Source organism: Candidatus Methanomethylophilus sp. 1R26, from assembly GCF_001481295.1.
Lineage (GTDB): Archaea > Thermoplasmatota > Thermoplasmata > Methanomassiliicoccales > Methanomethylophilaceae > Methanomethylophilus.
In genome coordinates, this window is sequence record NZ_LOPS01000020.1 from 1 (window position 1) to 15,266 (window position 15,266).

At 61.2% G+C, this 15,266-nt stretch carries 14 protein-coding genes and 1 pseudogene; 8 read left to right on the forward strand and 7 right to left on the reverse strand.

What is annotated here, in order from left to right:
• Positions 1 to 101: 101 nt before the first annotated feature.
• A complete protein-coding gene (locus AUQ37_RS04495) occupies positions 102 to 689 on the forward strand; it encodes a class I SAM-dependent methyltransferase (RefSeq protein WP_058747587.1) in 588 nt (195 codons plus the stop codon).
• Positions 690 to 990: 301 nt separating this feature from the next.
• Here AUQ37_RS04495 and nifV read toward each other — a convergent pair whose 3' ends face one another.
• On the reverse strand, positions 991 to 2,169 hold the full coding sequence (gene nifV / locus AUQ37_RS04500) for a homocitrate synthase (RefSeq protein ID WP_058747588.1): 1,179 nt from the start codon (positions 2,167 to 2,169) through the stop codon (positions 991 to 993).
• A gap of 236 nt (positions 2,170 to 2,405) precedes the next feature.
• Between nifV and AUQ37_RS10985 the strand changes: the two genes are divergently transcribed.
• On the forward strand, positions 2,406 to 2,612 hold the full coding sequence (locus AUQ37_RS10985; RefSeq protein WP_058747589.1) for a hypothetical protein: 207 nt from the start codon (positions 2,406 to 2,408) through the stop codon (positions 2,610 to 2,612).
• A complete protein-coding gene (locus tag AUQ37_RS10990; protein ID WP_058747590.1) occupies positions 2,606 to 2,848 on the forward strand; it encodes a hypothetical protein in 243 nt (80 codons plus the stop codon). Before AUQ37_RS10985 ends, AUQ37_RS10990 begins: the two co-directional genes overlap by 7 nt.
• A gap of 34 nt (positions 2,849 to 2,882) precedes the next feature.
• Here AUQ37_RS10990 and AUQ37_RS04515 read toward each other — a convergent pair whose 3' ends face one another.
• Both AUQ37_RS04515 and AUQ37_RS04520 read right to left on the reverse strand, forming a co-directional pair.
• Positions 2,883 to 4,322, reverse strand: a complete 1,440-nt coding sequence (locus tag AUQ37_RS04515; RefSeq protein ID WP_201013750.1) for an APC family permease — start codon at positions 4,320 to 4,322, stop codon at positions 2,883 to 2,885.
• Positions 4,323 to 4,555: 233 nt separating this feature from the next.
• A complete protein-coding gene (locus tag AUQ37_RS04520; protein WP_058747592.1) occupies positions 4,556 to 5,626 on the reverse strand; it encodes an mRNA surveillance protein pelota in 1,071 nt (356 codons plus the stop codon).
• A gap of 154 nt (positions 5,627 to 5,780) precedes the next feature.
• Here AUQ37_RS04520 and AUQ37_RS04525 point away from each other — a divergent pair, with 154 nt between their 5' ends.
• From AUQ37_RS04525 to carB, 4 genes and pseudogenes are all read left to right on the forward strand, one after another.
• Positions 5,781 to 5,945 carry a DUF362 domain-containing protein gene (locus AUQ37_RS04525; protein WP_058747593.1) on the forward strand — a complete coding sequence of 55 codons (165 nt, stop codon included), beginning with the start codon at positions 5,781 to 5,783 and terminating at the stop codon, positions 5,943 to 5,945.
• A 5-nt stretch (positions 5,946 to 5,950) separates the two neighbouring features.
• A complete protein-coding gene (locus tag AUQ37_RS04530; protein WP_058747619.1) occupies positions 5,951 to 6,118 on the forward strand; it encodes a DUF362 domain-containing protein in 168 nt (55 codons plus the stop codon).
• Positions 6,119 to 6,460: 342 nt separating this feature from the next.
• Positions 6,461 to 7,546, forward strand: a complete 1,086-nt coding sequence (gene carA, locus AUQ37_RS04535; RefSeq protein WP_058747594.1) for a glutamine-hydrolyzing carbamoyl-phosphate synthase small subunit — start codon at positions 6,461 to 6,463, stop codon at positions 7,544 to 7,546.
• Positions 7,543 to 10,747, forward strand: a pseudogene (gene carB, locus AUQ37_RS13555) (carbamoyl-phosphate synthase large subunit). The gene carA and the pseudogene carB overlap by 4 nt, the downstream one beginning before the upstream one ends.
• Before the next feature lie 129 nt (positions 10,748 to 10,876).
• Here carB and AUQ37_RS04545 read toward each other — a convergent pair.
• From AUQ37_RS04545 to hisC, 3 genes are read right to left on the reverse strand one after another with little or no spacing between them, the layout of a single operon-like run.
• The gene (locus AUQ37_RS04545) at positions 10,877 to 11,590 is read right to left on the reverse strand and encodes a HisA/HisF-related TIM barrel protein (RefSeq protein ID WP_058747595.1); all 714 of its coding nucleotides are present in this window, start codon (positions 11,588 to 11,590) and stop codon (positions 10,877 to 10,879) included.
• Positions 11,587 to 12,186 carry an imidazole glycerol phosphate synthase subunit HisH gene (gene hisH, locus AUQ37_RS04550; RefSeq protein WP_058747596.1) on the reverse strand — a complete coding sequence of 200 codons (600 nt, stop codon included), beginning with the start codon at positions 12,184 to 12,186 and terminating at the stop codon, positions 11,587 to 11,589. The genes AUQ37_RS04545 and hisH overlap by 4 nt, the downstream gene beginning before the upstream one ends.
• The gene (gene hisC / locus AUQ37_RS04555; protein WP_058747620.1) at positions 12,183 to 13,247 is read right to left on the reverse strand and encodes a histidinol-phosphate transaminase; all 1,065 of its coding nucleotides are present in this window, start codon (positions 13,245 to 13,247) and stop codon (positions 12,183 to 12,185) included. The genes hisH and hisC overlap by 4 nt, the downstream gene beginning before the upstream one ends.
• Positions 13,248 to 13,487: 240 nt before the next feature.
• Between hisC and AUQ37_RS04560 the strand changes: the two genes are divergently transcribed.
• A complete protein-coding gene (locus AUQ37_RS04560) occupies positions 13,488 to 14,276 on the forward strand; it encodes a hypothetical protein (RefSeq protein WP_058747597.1) in 789 nt (262 codons plus the stop codon).
• A gap of 48 nt (positions 14,277 to 14,324) precedes the next feature.
• Here AUQ37_RS04560 and hisG read toward each other — a convergent pair whose 3' ends face one another.
• Complete coding sequence (hisG, locus tag AUQ37_RS04565; protein ID WP_058747598.1) at positions 14,325 to 15,194, reverse strand: ATP phosphoribosyltransferase; 870 nt, start codon at positions 15,192 to 15,194, stop codon at positions 14,325 to 14,327.
• Between the last annotated feature and the right edge of the window lie 72 nt (positions 15,195 to 15,266).

Below are 15,266 nucleotides of genomic sequence, written 5' to 3' on the forward strand. Positions count from 1 at the left end.
GAGGTCCCCAACTTCCTTTTTTATATCATCATTCAGGAAGCGTATGCTTCTGATAACAATCATTCGAAACTTTTTATTACTGCATCTCTGATTACTGCACGATGGAGAGCAGGTCCGAGATCGTCGACAGGATCAGAGCCGGTTATGACGTCGCAGCCCCGAAGATATCCGATTTCGCCGAGGAGCACCGCGCGAGGGAAGAGTCCTCGCTGTACTACTGCAGGCTGAGGGAGCTCTGCCGGGGGAAACACCTGAAGGCCCTGGAGATCGGCGTCGGCGGCGGGTTCCTCTCCATATTCCTGGCCCGGCTGGGCTGCGAGATGACCGCGGTGGACAACTCCGACGGCATCCTGGCACAGGCCCGCCGCAACTTCGCCGAGGCCGGCGCGGACATCGACCTCAGGAAGATAGAGGACGCCCAGGACCTGGACTTCCCGGAGGGGACGTTCGACCTCATCGTGTCCCGCAAGGTCACCTGGCACTTCACGGAGCCCAGGAAAGCGTATGCCAGCTGGATGAAGGCTCTCCGCCCCGGAGGGACCATGATGTCTTCGACGGGAACTATTATCTCAAATTCAACGACCCGGACTACATGCTCGCGGAGCAGCAGAACGCGGATTACCTCTACAGGTGCAACGGGAACACCGTCAACACCGACGAGGAGGGCTTCCGCCGGAAACTGTACATGAGCAGCCAGAGGCGGCCCGCCTGGGACATCTCGGTGCTGCTGGGGCTCGGGCGCCCGAGGTCTCCGCCGACGTCTGGGAGAGCATCAAGCTCACCAGGGAGGACGGCACCGTCGAATGGCTGCCGTACACCTACTTCATCACCGCCCGCAAAGGATCCAAATGAACCGCCGGACGGCTGCGGGATCCGTTTACAGGTCCGTTTTATAAAATAATGCAGAAAAAGAGCCCGGAGCCGATGCTCCGGGAACGGCCGGGCGTCAAGGGCGGCGGGGATGATCCCCCGCCGCCCGGCCTGAAGGTTTCAGAGGGTCTCGAACGGGTCCTGCCCGTTCTTAAGGTCCTTGTAGAGGTCGTAGAGCTCGTCAGAGGTGAGGCTGCGGTGCAGGCCGACAGATGCCTTCCTGACCATCTCCAGGAGTTTGACGGCATCTTCCTTGGAGATGTCGACGCCCCTCTTGGAGAGGTCGTTGATGAGCGTGTGGGTGCCGGAGTGCTTCCCGATGACGATCTTCCTCTCGAGGCCCATGATGGCCGGGTCGTAGGGCTCGTAGTTGTGGGCATCCTTGATGATGCCGTCGGCGTGGATGCCTGCCTCATGCGCGAAGCAGTTGCTGCCGAGGAACGGCTTCCCGGGGGTTATCTCCCTGCCGGAGGCGCGGGAGACGAACTCGGCCAGCGGCTTCAGCTTGATGGGGACGATGCCGGTCTTCTTGCCGAGCAGGAGCTGGCAGGACATGACGGCCTCCTCGAGCGGGGCGTTGCCGCTGCGCTCGCCGATGCCCATGGAGGTCACGCTGAGGAACCTGGCCCCGGCCTGGACGCCGGCGACGGCGTTGGCGGTGGCCATGCCGAAGTCGTTGTGGGTGTGCATCTCGACCTCCATGCCGGTGGCCTCGCGTATCTTCCTGATCCTCTCGTAGCAGTTGCTGGGTATCTCCCTTCCGATGGTGTCGCAGTAGCGGAATCTGTCCGCACCGGCATCCTTGGCGGTCTTGACGAACTGAATGAGGAAGTCCATGTCGGCGCGGGAGGCGTCCTCGCCGTTGCAGGAGACGTAGAGGCCGTGCTCCTTGGCGAACTCGACGGACTCGGTGATCTTGTCCAGGACCCACTGCCTGTCCTTCTTCAGCTTGTGCTGGATGTGGATGTCGGAAGCGGACATGGAGATGGCGACGGAATCGACGTCGCAGTCGATGCTGGTCTCGATATCGTGAACATCGGCCCTGTTCCATCCAAGGATGGAAGCGTTGAGCCCCATGTGGGCTATGTGCCTGACCGCGACCTTCTCGTCCGCTCCCATGGTCGGGATGCCGGACTCGATCTGCTGTACACCGGCGTCATCGAGAAGCTGGGCGATCCTGTACTTCTCCAGGTTGGAGAAGACGATGCCTGCGGTCTGCTCTCCGTCCCTGAGGGTGGTGTCGCAGACGACGACATCATCTTTGGAGAGGAGCCTCTTGACCTCGTTGTATGATTTCATAGCATCAACCCTTGTATTGATGTTACCTCGACAGGTACCCCATCCGCCTGCTGTATAACACCCATGCCTATCTTCGCTTCGTTCTTAAATATATTGCAGAGGCCAGCGGACTATGTGTAAAAACAGACACAGATGAGAAACACGGCACACAACATGTCGTAAAACGTTCAGGGAAGGAGGGGGAGGTCCCCCTCCCTCCTCATGCAGATCCAGGCTCCGCGCTGCCGCTCCTGCCGATGCGCAGGCGCCCGAAGGCGCCGGCGGTCTGCAGGGCAGCGAAGACGGCGGCAATGAGGGACCCGGCGGCGGCGAAGTACGCCCCGTCGGCCGCAGATGCCCCGTCGGGGTTCCAGAAGAGGAACGCGACGGAGAGGACGAACGCCAGCGCCGACGTGCAAAGGCAGCGGAGACCGCTGCCTTGGAGGAACGTCCGGAGATGGTGAAGTTCCAGATCTCGGCCGCGAGGGCGATGATGCCCAGAACGAGGACGGCGGCAGGGAAGAAGGCCTGTGCTCCGTCCGGCCCGTCGGCAGTGAGCAGCATCGTCCCGCTGTACAGGTGGTGCGCGTACCCGTGGAGGAGCATGTCGGACCCGCTGAAGGTGATCCACGACGCCAGGAAGGAGCAGATCGCTATGGCGATCCCTGCGATCGCGAACGGCGTCAGCAGCTTCGGGTAGGGGTTGCCCTCCTTCTCGAACCTGACCCCGGGCCTCATGGAGGGATGGGCCTGGGTGTTCCACCACTGGATGAAGATCCAGCAGGGCACGTAGAGGAAGGTGACGGCGATGCGACGATGTCGTATCCGAAGCCCATGCCCTTGTACACATAGTACAGGAGCCCCGGGATCATGAAGAAGATCTCGAAGAGGCACATGAACCAAGCACCGGCCAGGGCCCACTTCGGAGCGCGGTAGATCCTCTTGACGTCCTTGAACCTGGGGTCGCGCCTGGATTTGATGAACGCCATCATGCACATGGCGAGGGCGATGGCGAATCCGAGCGCGGAGACGGCAAGGATCTGCGAGGAAGTGATCTGTGCCAGTATGACCACGAAGCCGATGAACGCCTCGAAGTACATGGCGTACATCGGGACGCCGTAGATGTTGGTGCGCGAGAAGATGTGCGGGAAGTTCCCCTCGCGGGCCATGATCTGAATGGTCCTGGCAGTCCCCAGGAACGCGGTCTGGATGATCATGACCATGCCTGCGATGAGCAAGACGACAGCGACGGCGCCGCCGGTGTCGCCGAAGCCGTACTTGGCCACAGGGATGAGAGTGGAGGCCCCGTTCTCGTGGATCTCGGAGTATCCGAGGGCCCCGTACATGCAGAACGAGATGATGAAGTACATCGCGAGGCACATGAGGCCGCAGGAGAAGAGCGCCTTCGGCACGTCCCTGCTGGGCTCCTTGTACTCCGCCCCGTAGGTGGCGGCGGACTCCCATCCGACGGCGGACCACTGGGCGACGGTGAAGCATCCCAGGATCATCAGCATGTCGTTGCCGTCCCATTTCCATCCGTCAGGCACCATCTCGTCGGTGATGGTCCCGAGATGGAAGTCGCCCGTGAAGATAGGGGCGATGCAGATGACCAGGATGGGCACGATGGTGATGGCCGCGAGGATGAGCTGGGTCTTCGCTCCTCCCTCGAGCCCTTTCCTTCCGGAGATGATGATGAAACCGTAGATCAGGACGCCGAGGAGAAGGTAGAACAGCGTGCTCGAGACGCCTTCGAATCCCAGGTCGAAATAATCGTTGATGTAGACTCCGGTCATTATGGTGAAGATGGGGATGACAGGCACCCAGGTGTCGAAATACGCCCATGCGCCCAATGAACCGACCAGGCGGCCCCAGTTGATCTTGCTGCTCTTGTATTTCTCATCATCCTCGAACACATACTGGATTGATCCGCCGATCCCCGCCACGCCGAACGTGGCGCAGAGCTCCCCGAGCGGGATGTTCAGCAGGAACCCGGAAAGGACCGAGAGGACCCAGAGGATGATGCTCATGGCCCAGAGAGTCTCCGACAGGTCCGCGAGCGACGGCACGATGAGGATCGGGATGCCCATGGCTATGATGAGCCCCTGTTTCCAGTCGATGCTGCGCACGAGCGTATCGCCGGAAGATGCACCGGACGCAGCCTGATTTTCAGTCATATTTTACCCCCGTAGGCGGTACAGCGCCAGACAGTGCGTACACGCCATTGGGCGCGAAGACCGATGAATGCGTTATATAAATATCACTTATCGTTTGTAGAAAAATTTATAAATGATGGCACAGAAATGAAAATGTTATAGAAATAGTTTAAATATGGTGTTCACGAAACATCCAATGCCATCCAACAGAAATCGATGAACGGAAACGTTCTCCGGAGGCCGCAGAATGGACTTTATTGAGGCTGCAGGTCGTAGCGCAGGAGCGCCCCGATGCCGCCGAGGGCCGCAAGCTGCCGGCCGCCCTCATGCTCCTCCGAGACGACGATGACCTTTCCCTTCTGGGACTCCACATCGCGCACGACTCCGTCAAGGTCCTTCTCGCGCAGGACGGAATCCAGGACCAGCAGGGTCTCGACAGCCCCCGCCGATGCGGCCGCTGCGACCTCCGAAGGCCCGTACGCGGCGAGCTTCCCCTTCGATATCCCTGCCATTAATTGCTCCACGGCCTCCATCTCGACTCCCACGCTCGAATCGCGCAGGATCTGGGCGCCCATCCCTCCGCGGATGAGCTCGTTGACCCCGACCATCCCGCTCTGCCCCGTATGCTGCACGTACAGCTGACCGAAGGTCCCCTTGGGGAGCTTCTTGATATCGTCGGCGAGGAGTTCCTTCTCGAAGCCGGGGCCCAGGAGGACCAGCGGCATGTCGGGCGTCGCCACGGCGCTCAGCTTGGAGATGATCTCTCCGTGGTAGTCGAAGGGCTTCCCTTTCTCATCGTACTGCTTGCCGGAGCGCATGGAGCGTACGGTCACGATCTCCTTCAGGCCGGACTGCCTGAGGACGGCGACCGTGGCCTCGTCCTGATCAAGGGAGACGAAAACGATCCTTGGCTTGACGGTGTCCTTGGCGGCCTTCTCCAGCCTCTCCATGTCGGTGGTCTTCCAATGTGCCTTCCTGATACGGAGCGGCTCGCCGGGCTCGATCATCAGAGTGTGATGCTGCCCTATGTCCTGAGGGCCCTCCTCGATGACCCCGAGAAGGCGCATCCTGAGCCCGTCCCCGTCATACTCGATCTTCTCGACGCGCACGCCCAGGGTCATCCTCTTCTTCTCCGCCCTCTCCGCACGGAGCTTGTCGTCCGATTTCTCGTCCCTGCGGACGGTGGACGCGGTCACGAGGTCCCCGGTCCTGATGATGTTATAGAGATGCCAGATATCGTCATCGGTCTCGGGAAGGACCTTCACTTCCCCCTGTCCCGCGTCCTTTCCGAGTATGCGCATGGGCTCCCCTATCGCAGGGTACATGATTAACCTTGGCAGGTCCGAGCGGCGGCGTTTTCGGTCTGGTTAAAACAGACCCATCGTACCGAATCGGTTAAATAGTGTTTAAATGAGCCTAAATTAGGGCCCATTCAACACCCATCATGCCTTTATACCATGTCCTGGGATTTCATTAAACATGCCTACAATCGTAGCTGACAACTGTGTTGCGTGCGGTGCCTGCGCCGACGCTTGCCCCAACGAAGCCATCACCGTCGGAGACATCGCCCAGATCGATGCCGACAAGTGCGTTGACTGCGGAGCCTGCATCGATGCATGCCCCTCTGAGGCCATCACGGAGTGAATGAGATGGCTGCAAAAGTCAACGCTGACAGCTGTGTCGCGTGCGGCGCCTGCGCCGACGCTTGCCCGAACGGGGCCATCACCATCGAGGATGTTGCTGTCGTCGACGCCGACAAGTGCGTCGACTGCGGCGCCTGCGTCGATGCCTGCCCCTCTGAGGCCATCACCGACTGATCGGTGAGAAAACCATCCTGGGGCCTCCGGGCCCCGCTTTTCCATTTTTCGCATTTTTCCGATCCGCTCTTCATCCTGCATCCTGCGATGATGCCGCCGGGCCTCCAATCCCCGCCTTCCTGCCCTTTATAGGGATTATAGAAAATTATGAAACATACGTGCGTTAAGCGCATGCCCCGGCCCTGCTTTTACTCCTGTGTCCGAAATGGGATAACGGCTGATTCGGATTTACATAGGAGTTCTAACCATTCAATTTTGTCCATTATCAGACAACGCCTTCGAAGGCTTGTCAGACGCCGCCCCCTTGGATTAAATAGGTTTTCCGACTGTGATTTATTCTCGATGGCAAAGAATTATCTGGTCCTCGAGGACGGAGCAGTGTACGAAGGCGAGGCCTTCGGATACCCCTCCGACGCTTTCGGCGAGGTCGTTTTCGCAACAGGAATGAACGGTTATCAGGAAAGCCTCACCGACCCCTCCTACCAGGGTCAGATTCTCGTGCTCACGTTCCCTCTAATCGGGAACTACGGCATCAACGACGCCTTCAACGAGTCGGACAGGGTCCACGTCAGGGCCCTGGCGGTCAGCGAGTACTGCCGCGAGCCTTCGGACATGTACGGGGGGAAGACCCTCGACGAGTTCCTCAGGGACAACAAGGTCCCCGGGATCTCCGGCATCGACACCCGTGACCTCGTCATCAGGATCAGGCAGCACGGGACCCTCAAAGGCAAGATCACTTCGGATCCGGACGAGGTCCCCGGCCTCGCGGAGAAGCTCAGGCAGGCCCCTATGCCATCCGAGGCCAACCTGGTAGCCGAGGTCGGCTGCAGGGAGATAGAGCGCTTCGACGGCGGAAAGGACCTCACCGTCGGCATGATCGACCTGGGCGAGAAGGGAAGCATCCTCAAGAACCTCCGCGCCCGCTTCAATGTCATAATGTTCCCGTACGACACGCCGGCCGACGTGATTACGGAGAGCGGGGTGAAAGGCGTCCTCATATCCAACGGTCCGGGCGACCCCTCGCAGCCGATGATCCTCAAGCACACCGCGAGGACGGTCAGCGACCTGTCCACTCAGCTCCCGCTGTTCGGGATCTGCTTCGGGAACCAGATAACCGCCCTGGCGCTCGGCGCGAAGACGTACAAGCTCAAGTTCGGCCACCACGGATGCAACCAGCCCGTCATGTACGACGGAAGGGTGTACATCACCAGCCAGAACCACAACTTCGCGGTCGACGAGGCCTCCCTGGCGGGGACCGGCCTGATTGCGGACCAGTTCAATGTCAACGACCGCACGGTGGAGGGGATGAGGCACAAGGACCTCCCCATATTCACGTGCCAGTACCACCCCGAGGCCTCTCCGGGCCCCTGGGACACGACCTTCCTCTTCGATCGCTTCGCCTCCGTGGTCAGGGAGGGACGCCTGTGAGGAAGGATTACAAGAAGCTCCTGGTGATCGGTTCCGGTCCGATCGTCATCGGGCAGGCCGCCGAGTTCGATTTCTCTGGGTCCCAGGCCTGCCGCTCGCTCAGGGAGGAAGGCTACAAGACCGTCCTCGTCAACTCGAACCCCGCCACCATACAGACGGACCCCGAGACCGCCGACCGCGTGTACATCGAGCCCCTGCAGGCGGACATCGTCGCGAAGATCATCGAGAAGGAGGGCGTGGACGGCGTCGTCTCGGGCATGGGCGGGCAGACCGCCCTCAACATCAGCTCCGAACTCGCCGAGAAAGGCTACCTCAAGAAGTTCGGCGCCGAGCTGGTCGGCACCCAGCCCGATGCGATCGAGAGGTCCGAGGACAGGGAGCTGTTCAAGGAGACCATGGAGAAGATCGGCGAGCCCGTGCCGAAATCGAGGCCCGCCAACTCCCTCGAGGAGGCCCTCGAGGCGGTCAGGGTCATAGGCCAGTATCCGGTCCTCATCAGGCCCGCGTTCACCCTCGGAGGCACCGGGGGCGGCATAGCCTACAACGAGGCGGAACTGAAGGAGATCTGCGCCCGCGGGCTCGCCTACTCCAGGATCCACCAGGTCCTCATCGAGGAGAGCATCCTCGGGTGGAAGGAGCTCGAGTACGAGGTCATGAGGGACTCCAAGGACAACTGCGTGATCATCTGCAACATGGAGAACATCGATGCGATGGGCATACACACCGGGGAGTCCATCGTCTGCGCCCCCTGCCTCACACTTTCGGACAGGGACCACCAGAGGTTCAGGACCGCCTCGCTGAAGATCATCCGCGCCTCGGCATCGAGGGCGGGTGCAACGTCCAGTTCGCCCTGAACCCCAGGACCCACGAGTACCGCGTCATCGAGGTCAACCCCCGTGTCTCGAGGTCCTCCGCCCTGGCCTCCAAGGCCACCGGGTACCCGATCGCCAGGGTCTCCACCAAGATCGCCGTCGGCTACACCCTCGACGAGATCCCCAACCACATCACCGGCAAGACCTTCGCGGCCTCGAGCCGACCATCGACTACGTCGTGGTCAAGATACCCAGATGGCCTTTCGACAAGTTCCGCACCGTCGACAGGCACCTCGGGACCCAGATGAAGTCCACAGGGGAGACCATGTCCATAGGCAGGACCTTCGAGGAGGCTCTGCTGAAAGGGCTCAGGTCCCTCGAGATCGGCGTCGACGGCCTGGACCCCATCGACATGACCGACAGCGAGATCCACGACGAGTTCAGGCATGCCACCGACAGGCGCATCTTCGCGGTCGGGGAGGCCCTCCGCCGCGGGTGGTCCCCCGCTGACATCGCCAAGGAGACCGACTGGGACGAGTTCTTCGTGAGGAAGGTCGCCAACATAGTTGCCATGGAGAAGCGCCTGCAGTCCGAGCCCCTCACCGACGACCTGCTCAGAGCGGCCAAGAGGATGGGCTTCGCGGACAAGACCATCGCCCGCCTGGTAAAGAAGGAGCATTGGGACATCATGTCCCAGAGGGTCAAGGCCGGCATAATCCCGGTCTACAAGATGGTCGACACCTGCGCCGCCGAGTTCGCGGCCGAGACCCCCTACTTCTACAGCACCTACAACGGAAGGTCCTCCGAGACCAGCTCCGACGGGAAGAAGCGCGTCGTCATCATCGGCGGCGGGCCCATAAGGATCGGCCAGGGGATCGAGTTCGATTACTGCTGCGTGCATGCGGTCAAGGCGCTGCAGGAAGAGGGCATCGAGGCCATCATGATAAACAACAACCCCGAGACCGTCTCCACCGACTACGACATCAGCGACAGGCTGTACTTCGAGCCCCTGGAGCTGGAGGACGTCCTCGAGGTCATCAAGGCCGAGGACGCCGACGGCGTGATATGCCAGTACGGAGGGCAGACCTCGGTCAACCTGGCCATCGATGTCGAGAAGGGCCTCAAGGGACCCGCACCAAGATCCTCGGCACGACGCCGGACCAGATGGACGTCGCCGAGGACAGGAAGAGGTTCACCGACCTCATGCGCAAGCTCGGCATCAAGCAGCCCAAGTCCGGCACCGCGTTCTCCTACGAGGAGGCCGAGAAGATCGCCGAGGACATCGGCTACCCTGTGCTGGTCAGGCCGTCCTACGTCCTGGGAGGGCGCGGGATGGAGATCGTCTACTCCGCCGACGAGCTCAAGACCTACATGGAGACCGCGGTCAAGGTCTCCAGGCACCACCCGGTCCTCATCGACAAGTACCTCACCGAGGCCATCGAGATCGATGTCGACTCGGTCTGCGACGGCGAGACCGTCTACATCGGCGGGATCATGGAGCATATCGAGTACGCCGGCTGCCACTCCGGAGACGCCACCATGGTGCTGCCGCCGTTCACCCTGCCCCAGAAGACCATCGAGGAGATCGTCAGGATCGACACCGAGGTCGCCCTGGCGCTGAAGATCGTCGCCTGATGAACCTCCAGCTCGCCTACAAGGGCGGCGAAATCTGGATGATCGAGGCCAACCCCAGAGCGTCCAGGACCGTACCGTTCATCTCCAAGGCCACGGGCGTCCCCCTGGCCAAGATCGGCGTCAAATGCATGCTGGGCCATAAGCTGAAGGACATGGGCCTCCAGGGCTACAGGCCGATCGACCACTATGCCATCAAGCGTCCGTGTTCCCGTTCCTGAAGCTCCCGGGCGTGGACTCCATCCTCACCCCTGAGATGAAATCCACCGGAGAGGTCATGGGCATCGATGCCGACTTCGACACCGCCGCATACAAGGCGCTGGTGGCCGCCGGCAACAAGCTCCCGACCGAGGGCGGGGTGTACTTCACCGTCAACGACCAGGACAAGCCCCAGGCCCTGGAGGTCGCGAGAGCCCTGAAGGACATGGGATTCAGGATCTACGCCACCAAGGGAACCTCCACCTACTTCCGCGAGCACGGAGTGGAGAACACGGCCGTGTTCAAGAACAACGAGAACCTGAAGCCCAATGCCATCAGCCTGATGCGCGACGGCGACATCAACATGGTCATCAACACCCCGACCCAGCATTCGGGAGCGGTCAGGGACGGCCACAGGATGAGGCGCCTCGCCGTGGAGCTGGAGATCCCCTTCATGACCACCATCAACGGCGCCAAGGTCGCCGTCGGGGCCATCAGGGTCGCCCGCGAGGACCACATCGGCGTCAAGTGCATGCAGGAGTTCCACGGGCTCAGGTGAAGCCCAGATATCCTAAGGGCCTGCGGGGGCTTTCCCCCGCTGGCCTGCCGCGGGAACTGCCCGGTTCCAAACAAAACCAGAAAAAAGGCGCGATCCGCCTTGATTTTCAATCCGGCAGTCGGGAAGGGATCACGCCTTCCAGGGCGTCTCCCATTCCCAAGGCCTCATCGTGCCCTTGTAGACGGCCATCCCGATGACGGCCGCCTCGGCGCCTGCGGCCGCTCCGGCCTTGATGTCCTCATAGGAGGCGAACCCTCCGGAGAGGATGACCGGGCAGGGGCATTTGCGGACGAACTCGGCGTTGGCCGCGGCGTTCACGCCCTTCCCTTGGCCCTCGACATCGATGTTGGTGTTCAGGACGCCCCTGACAGGCAGCTGCCTGAGGTCCTCGAAGACCTTGTCGATGGACAGGTCGACCTCTTCCTGCCATCCCTTGATCGAGATCTTCCCGCCCTTGGTGTCCATGCCGAGGATGAGCTTCCCGGGGAACTTCCGGGCCATCTCGGCGAACCACTCGGGTTCCTTGATGGCCTTGGTCCCCACGATGATGCGGTCTGCTCCGGCGTCGAGATACTTCGCAATCTGGGACTCCGACCTGATGCCTCCTCCGACCTCGCAGGGGACGCCTGCGGAGGCGATGACTTCGCAGAACGCGTCCGAATTGTCGGGCTTCCCGAAGGCCGCATCAAGGTCCACGAGATGTAGGCAGGGCGCCCCCATGGAGACCCAGTGATCCGCCGTCTTGGCGATATCCGGCAGGACCACCTGCTGGCTTCCTGGCACGCCTCCGACCAGCTGGACCACCTTATGGTCCAGGACATCGACGGCCGGGATGGCGATCATGCCCTGTCCTCCGCGAAAGCCTCGAAGTTCTTCAGGAACGCGGCCCCCGCGTCCGAGCTCTTCTCGGGATGGAACTGGGTGGCGACAGTGTTGGCCGTGCGCATGACGGTCGGGAACTCGAACCCCTCGTACTCGGTGGTGCCTTTGATGACGGACCTGTCCTCAGGATCGCAGTAATAGGAGTGGGCGAAATAGAAATGAAGGTCCTCCAGGCCCTCGAAGAGGTCATCCTGGGTCTTCACCAGGTTCCACCCCATGTGGGGGACCGTCTTGGACTTCAGCGCCCTCACGCGGCCGGGGAAGAGCCCGATGCCGGGGCCCTGCCCCTCGTCGCTCCCCGGGAAGAGGATCTGGGCCCCGATGCAGATGCCCAGTGCCGGGACCCCTGCCTCCATCCTCTCCCTTATCGCGTCCCTGTAGGGCAGCAGGCGCTCCATGGTGGCATCGAACGCCCCTACGCCCGGGAGCATGATCGCCGGGGCGTCCAGGAGCTTCGACATATCGGTGACGGGCTCGACCTCGAACCCGGCGATCTCCAGCGCTTTGCGGATGGAATGGATGTTGCCGACCCCGTAGTCGGCGAGAGCGATCCTCATCTGCTCTCCTCTGCGATGATATCCTCCATCGCGTCGGTCATGAGCTTGTTCAGCTCCTCGGTGCCGACGGTCGGGCGGACGCAGTTCTCGGTCCTCCTCTTGGTCCCGAAGTCGCGGATGAGGATGCCCCTTTTCTTCATGCCCTCGACCAGCTTGGCGTGGTCTATGGGGGCCCTGGCGAGGATGAAGTTGGCGTCGGACGGGTAGCACTCGAACCCGAGGGTCTCCATCTTCTTGGCCAGCTTCGGGCGCTGCTCCTCGACCATGCTGACGCTGCGCTCGACGAACGACCTGTCCTTCAGGGCAGCGATGGCCGCCCCCTCGGAGATGCCGTTGAGCGAGTAAGGCACCTTGACGGAATTGAGCATGTCGGCCACCTTCAGGTTGGAGGCCATGTAGCCTACGCGGAACGCGGCCATGGCGTATGCCTTGGAGAACGTCTTGCAGACGATGAGGTTGTCGAACTCGTCGACCTTGTCGATCATGGTCTTCCTGGCATACTCGCTGTACGCCTCGTCGAGGATTACTATGCCCTCGTGCTTCGAGAGGATCTCCTCGATGTCCTTGGTCCGGAAGCAGTTCCCGGTGGGGTTGTTGGGTGATGGCATGATGAGGACGCCCTTCCTGTCCTCGCCTTTGCCGATCATGGCATCCGGGTCCAGCTGGAAATCCTCGTCCAGCTCAGCCTCCTTCATGATGCCCGACGACAGCTGGGTGAAGTAGCTGTAGAGCGAGTACGAGGGGTACGGCTGGATGACGGAGGTCACGCCGGGCTCCACGAAGGTCGTGAAAGCAGTGTTGATCATCTCGTCGCTGCCGTTCCCGACCACGAAGTTGTCCCTCTTCAGGCCGTAGAGGTCCGCCAGGGCGTCCCTCAGTCCATCGGAATAGGTGTTCGGATAGGTGTTCGTGTTGATCCTGAGGCCCTCGATGTACGCCTCCGCCGCTGGGTTGGAGCCCAGGACGTTGACATTGGTGTCCATCCTGATGGCGTTCCCCACGTCGGGGTTATAATAGGTAGTGAGCCCGCGGACGCTCTTCCTCATCATGCTGCGGTCCATGGTAACCACTCGGCCGCATGTCAGCGGCCCTTCGGGACTCTGGATACTCCATTCCGTAATAATGGTTGCGTGCGCGCGCGTCCGTGCGTATATGATAAGAAGAGCAGGCATGAAGAACGCGGCATGGCGGCGCATCCCGATAGGTTACCTGCAGGTTACTGTGTAACATCATAGTTTCTAATTGATACTTATACTTCGCAGGCATACTAGGAATTAGACTGAAACAAGTCGGTGAGAAAAATGAAGACCCAGAGCATTGAGATGCAGCACGGAGCCATGATCGTGATCGACTGCGGGGACGTCAAGGTCCACGCCTACCAGACCAAGGACCTCATAGATGACGAGGTCATCATCCTCGAGAAGGCCGGGAAGGGGATCGTCGTCGAGATCCCTCCCTTCAAGGAGAACATCGCGGAGCTGGAGCAGTACATCCGCGAGAAGAACATCGACATTCAGGCGAAGCTGGTCTCCTACCACGCGGCGGGATCCTCCTTCCTCCCGGAAGTCCCCTCCTACGCCACCGAGTCCGCCAACTCCTACAACACCAACGGAGGAGGCGCCGCCCTGATCAGAAACTTCACCAAGGCCTTCGGGGATGCGTTCGACAGCGGGATAGTCCTGGGGAAGAACATCCTGAAGGCAGGCAAGACCCAGATCGCCGGGATCGACATGATCGTCAGGCCGAACGACGAAGCTTTCGAGATCGAGCTCCCCGAGATCAAGACGGTCTACATGCACATGCTCGGCCATGACTGCCACTCCATCGTCCCGGGCGCGGCGGCCGCAGAGGCGATGGCAGCGAACCTGCAGGACTACCTGGACCGCGGGTTCGAGACCTTCCTCTCGGCCCACTACGTACCTGAGACCAGGAAGGATGCCGAGACGAAGATCGCCTACCTGAAGGAGACCGAGAAGCTGGCATCGGAATCGAAGGACGCGGCCGAGTTCACGGCGAAGATGAAGGCGGAATTCCCCGGATACTCCGGCGAGAACTACCTGGGAATGACCGCCGGCGCGTTCTTCAGCTGAAACCTTCTGAAAGGAAGGCAGGGGGGCCGTTCGGCCCCCTGGCTCATCTCAGTCCACGAGCCGCTCTATGGGCATGGTGAGAATGCCGCGGGCGCCGATCTTCTTGAGGTCGGCGACGACGCGGTAGCAGCTCTCGTTGCCGACGACGGCCTGGACGGCCACCCAGCCTTCCTTGCCGGCGATGTCCACCACGGTGGGCCCTCCGATGCCGGGGATGATCTTCTCGGCGTCGGGCAGCCTGTCCCTGGGAACATCGGCCATGACGTACTTCTTGCCCTCGGCGCTGATGACGGAGCGGAGAGCGTCCACGATCTCCCCGATCCTGTCGCTCTTGGCAGGATCTGCCATGGCCTTCTCGGAGGCGATGACGCACGCCTGGGACTCCATGATGACCTGCACCTCCTTGAGGCGGTTCATCCTGAGGGTGCTGCCGGTAGCCACAAGATCGGAGATGCAGTCGGAGACTCCCAGCATGGGCATGATCTCCGCCGCCCCCTGCACGAAGACTATGTCGGCCTTGATCCCCTTGGACCTGAAGAACTTCTTGGTGAGCTCCGGGAAGGAGGTGGCCACGCGGATGCCGTCCTTCATGACGCCGCTCTTCGCGATCTCGGAGTCTTCGGGAGCGGCGATGGAGAGCCGGCATCTCCCGTATCCGAGATCGAGTATCTCCTTCACCCTGACGCCGGCCTCGGCGGTGACGTCCTGGCCGGTTATGCCGAAATCGACGGCCCCGGAATCCACGAAGATGGGGATGTCCTGCGCACGGATGAGGAAAACCTCCAGCCCGAGGCCCGGGACGTTGATGTTGAGCCTGCGCCCCCAGTCGTCCCCCAGGCTGATGCCCGCTTTGGTTATGAGCTCCACGGCCTTCTCGTTGAGCCTCCCCTTGTTCGGAATGGCCATCTTCAGCGTCATTGTATATCGCTTCGCCCATCCCTTCCTTTATTAATTAACTCATCGCAGGCGCGATGATCTGGAGTAGCCCTC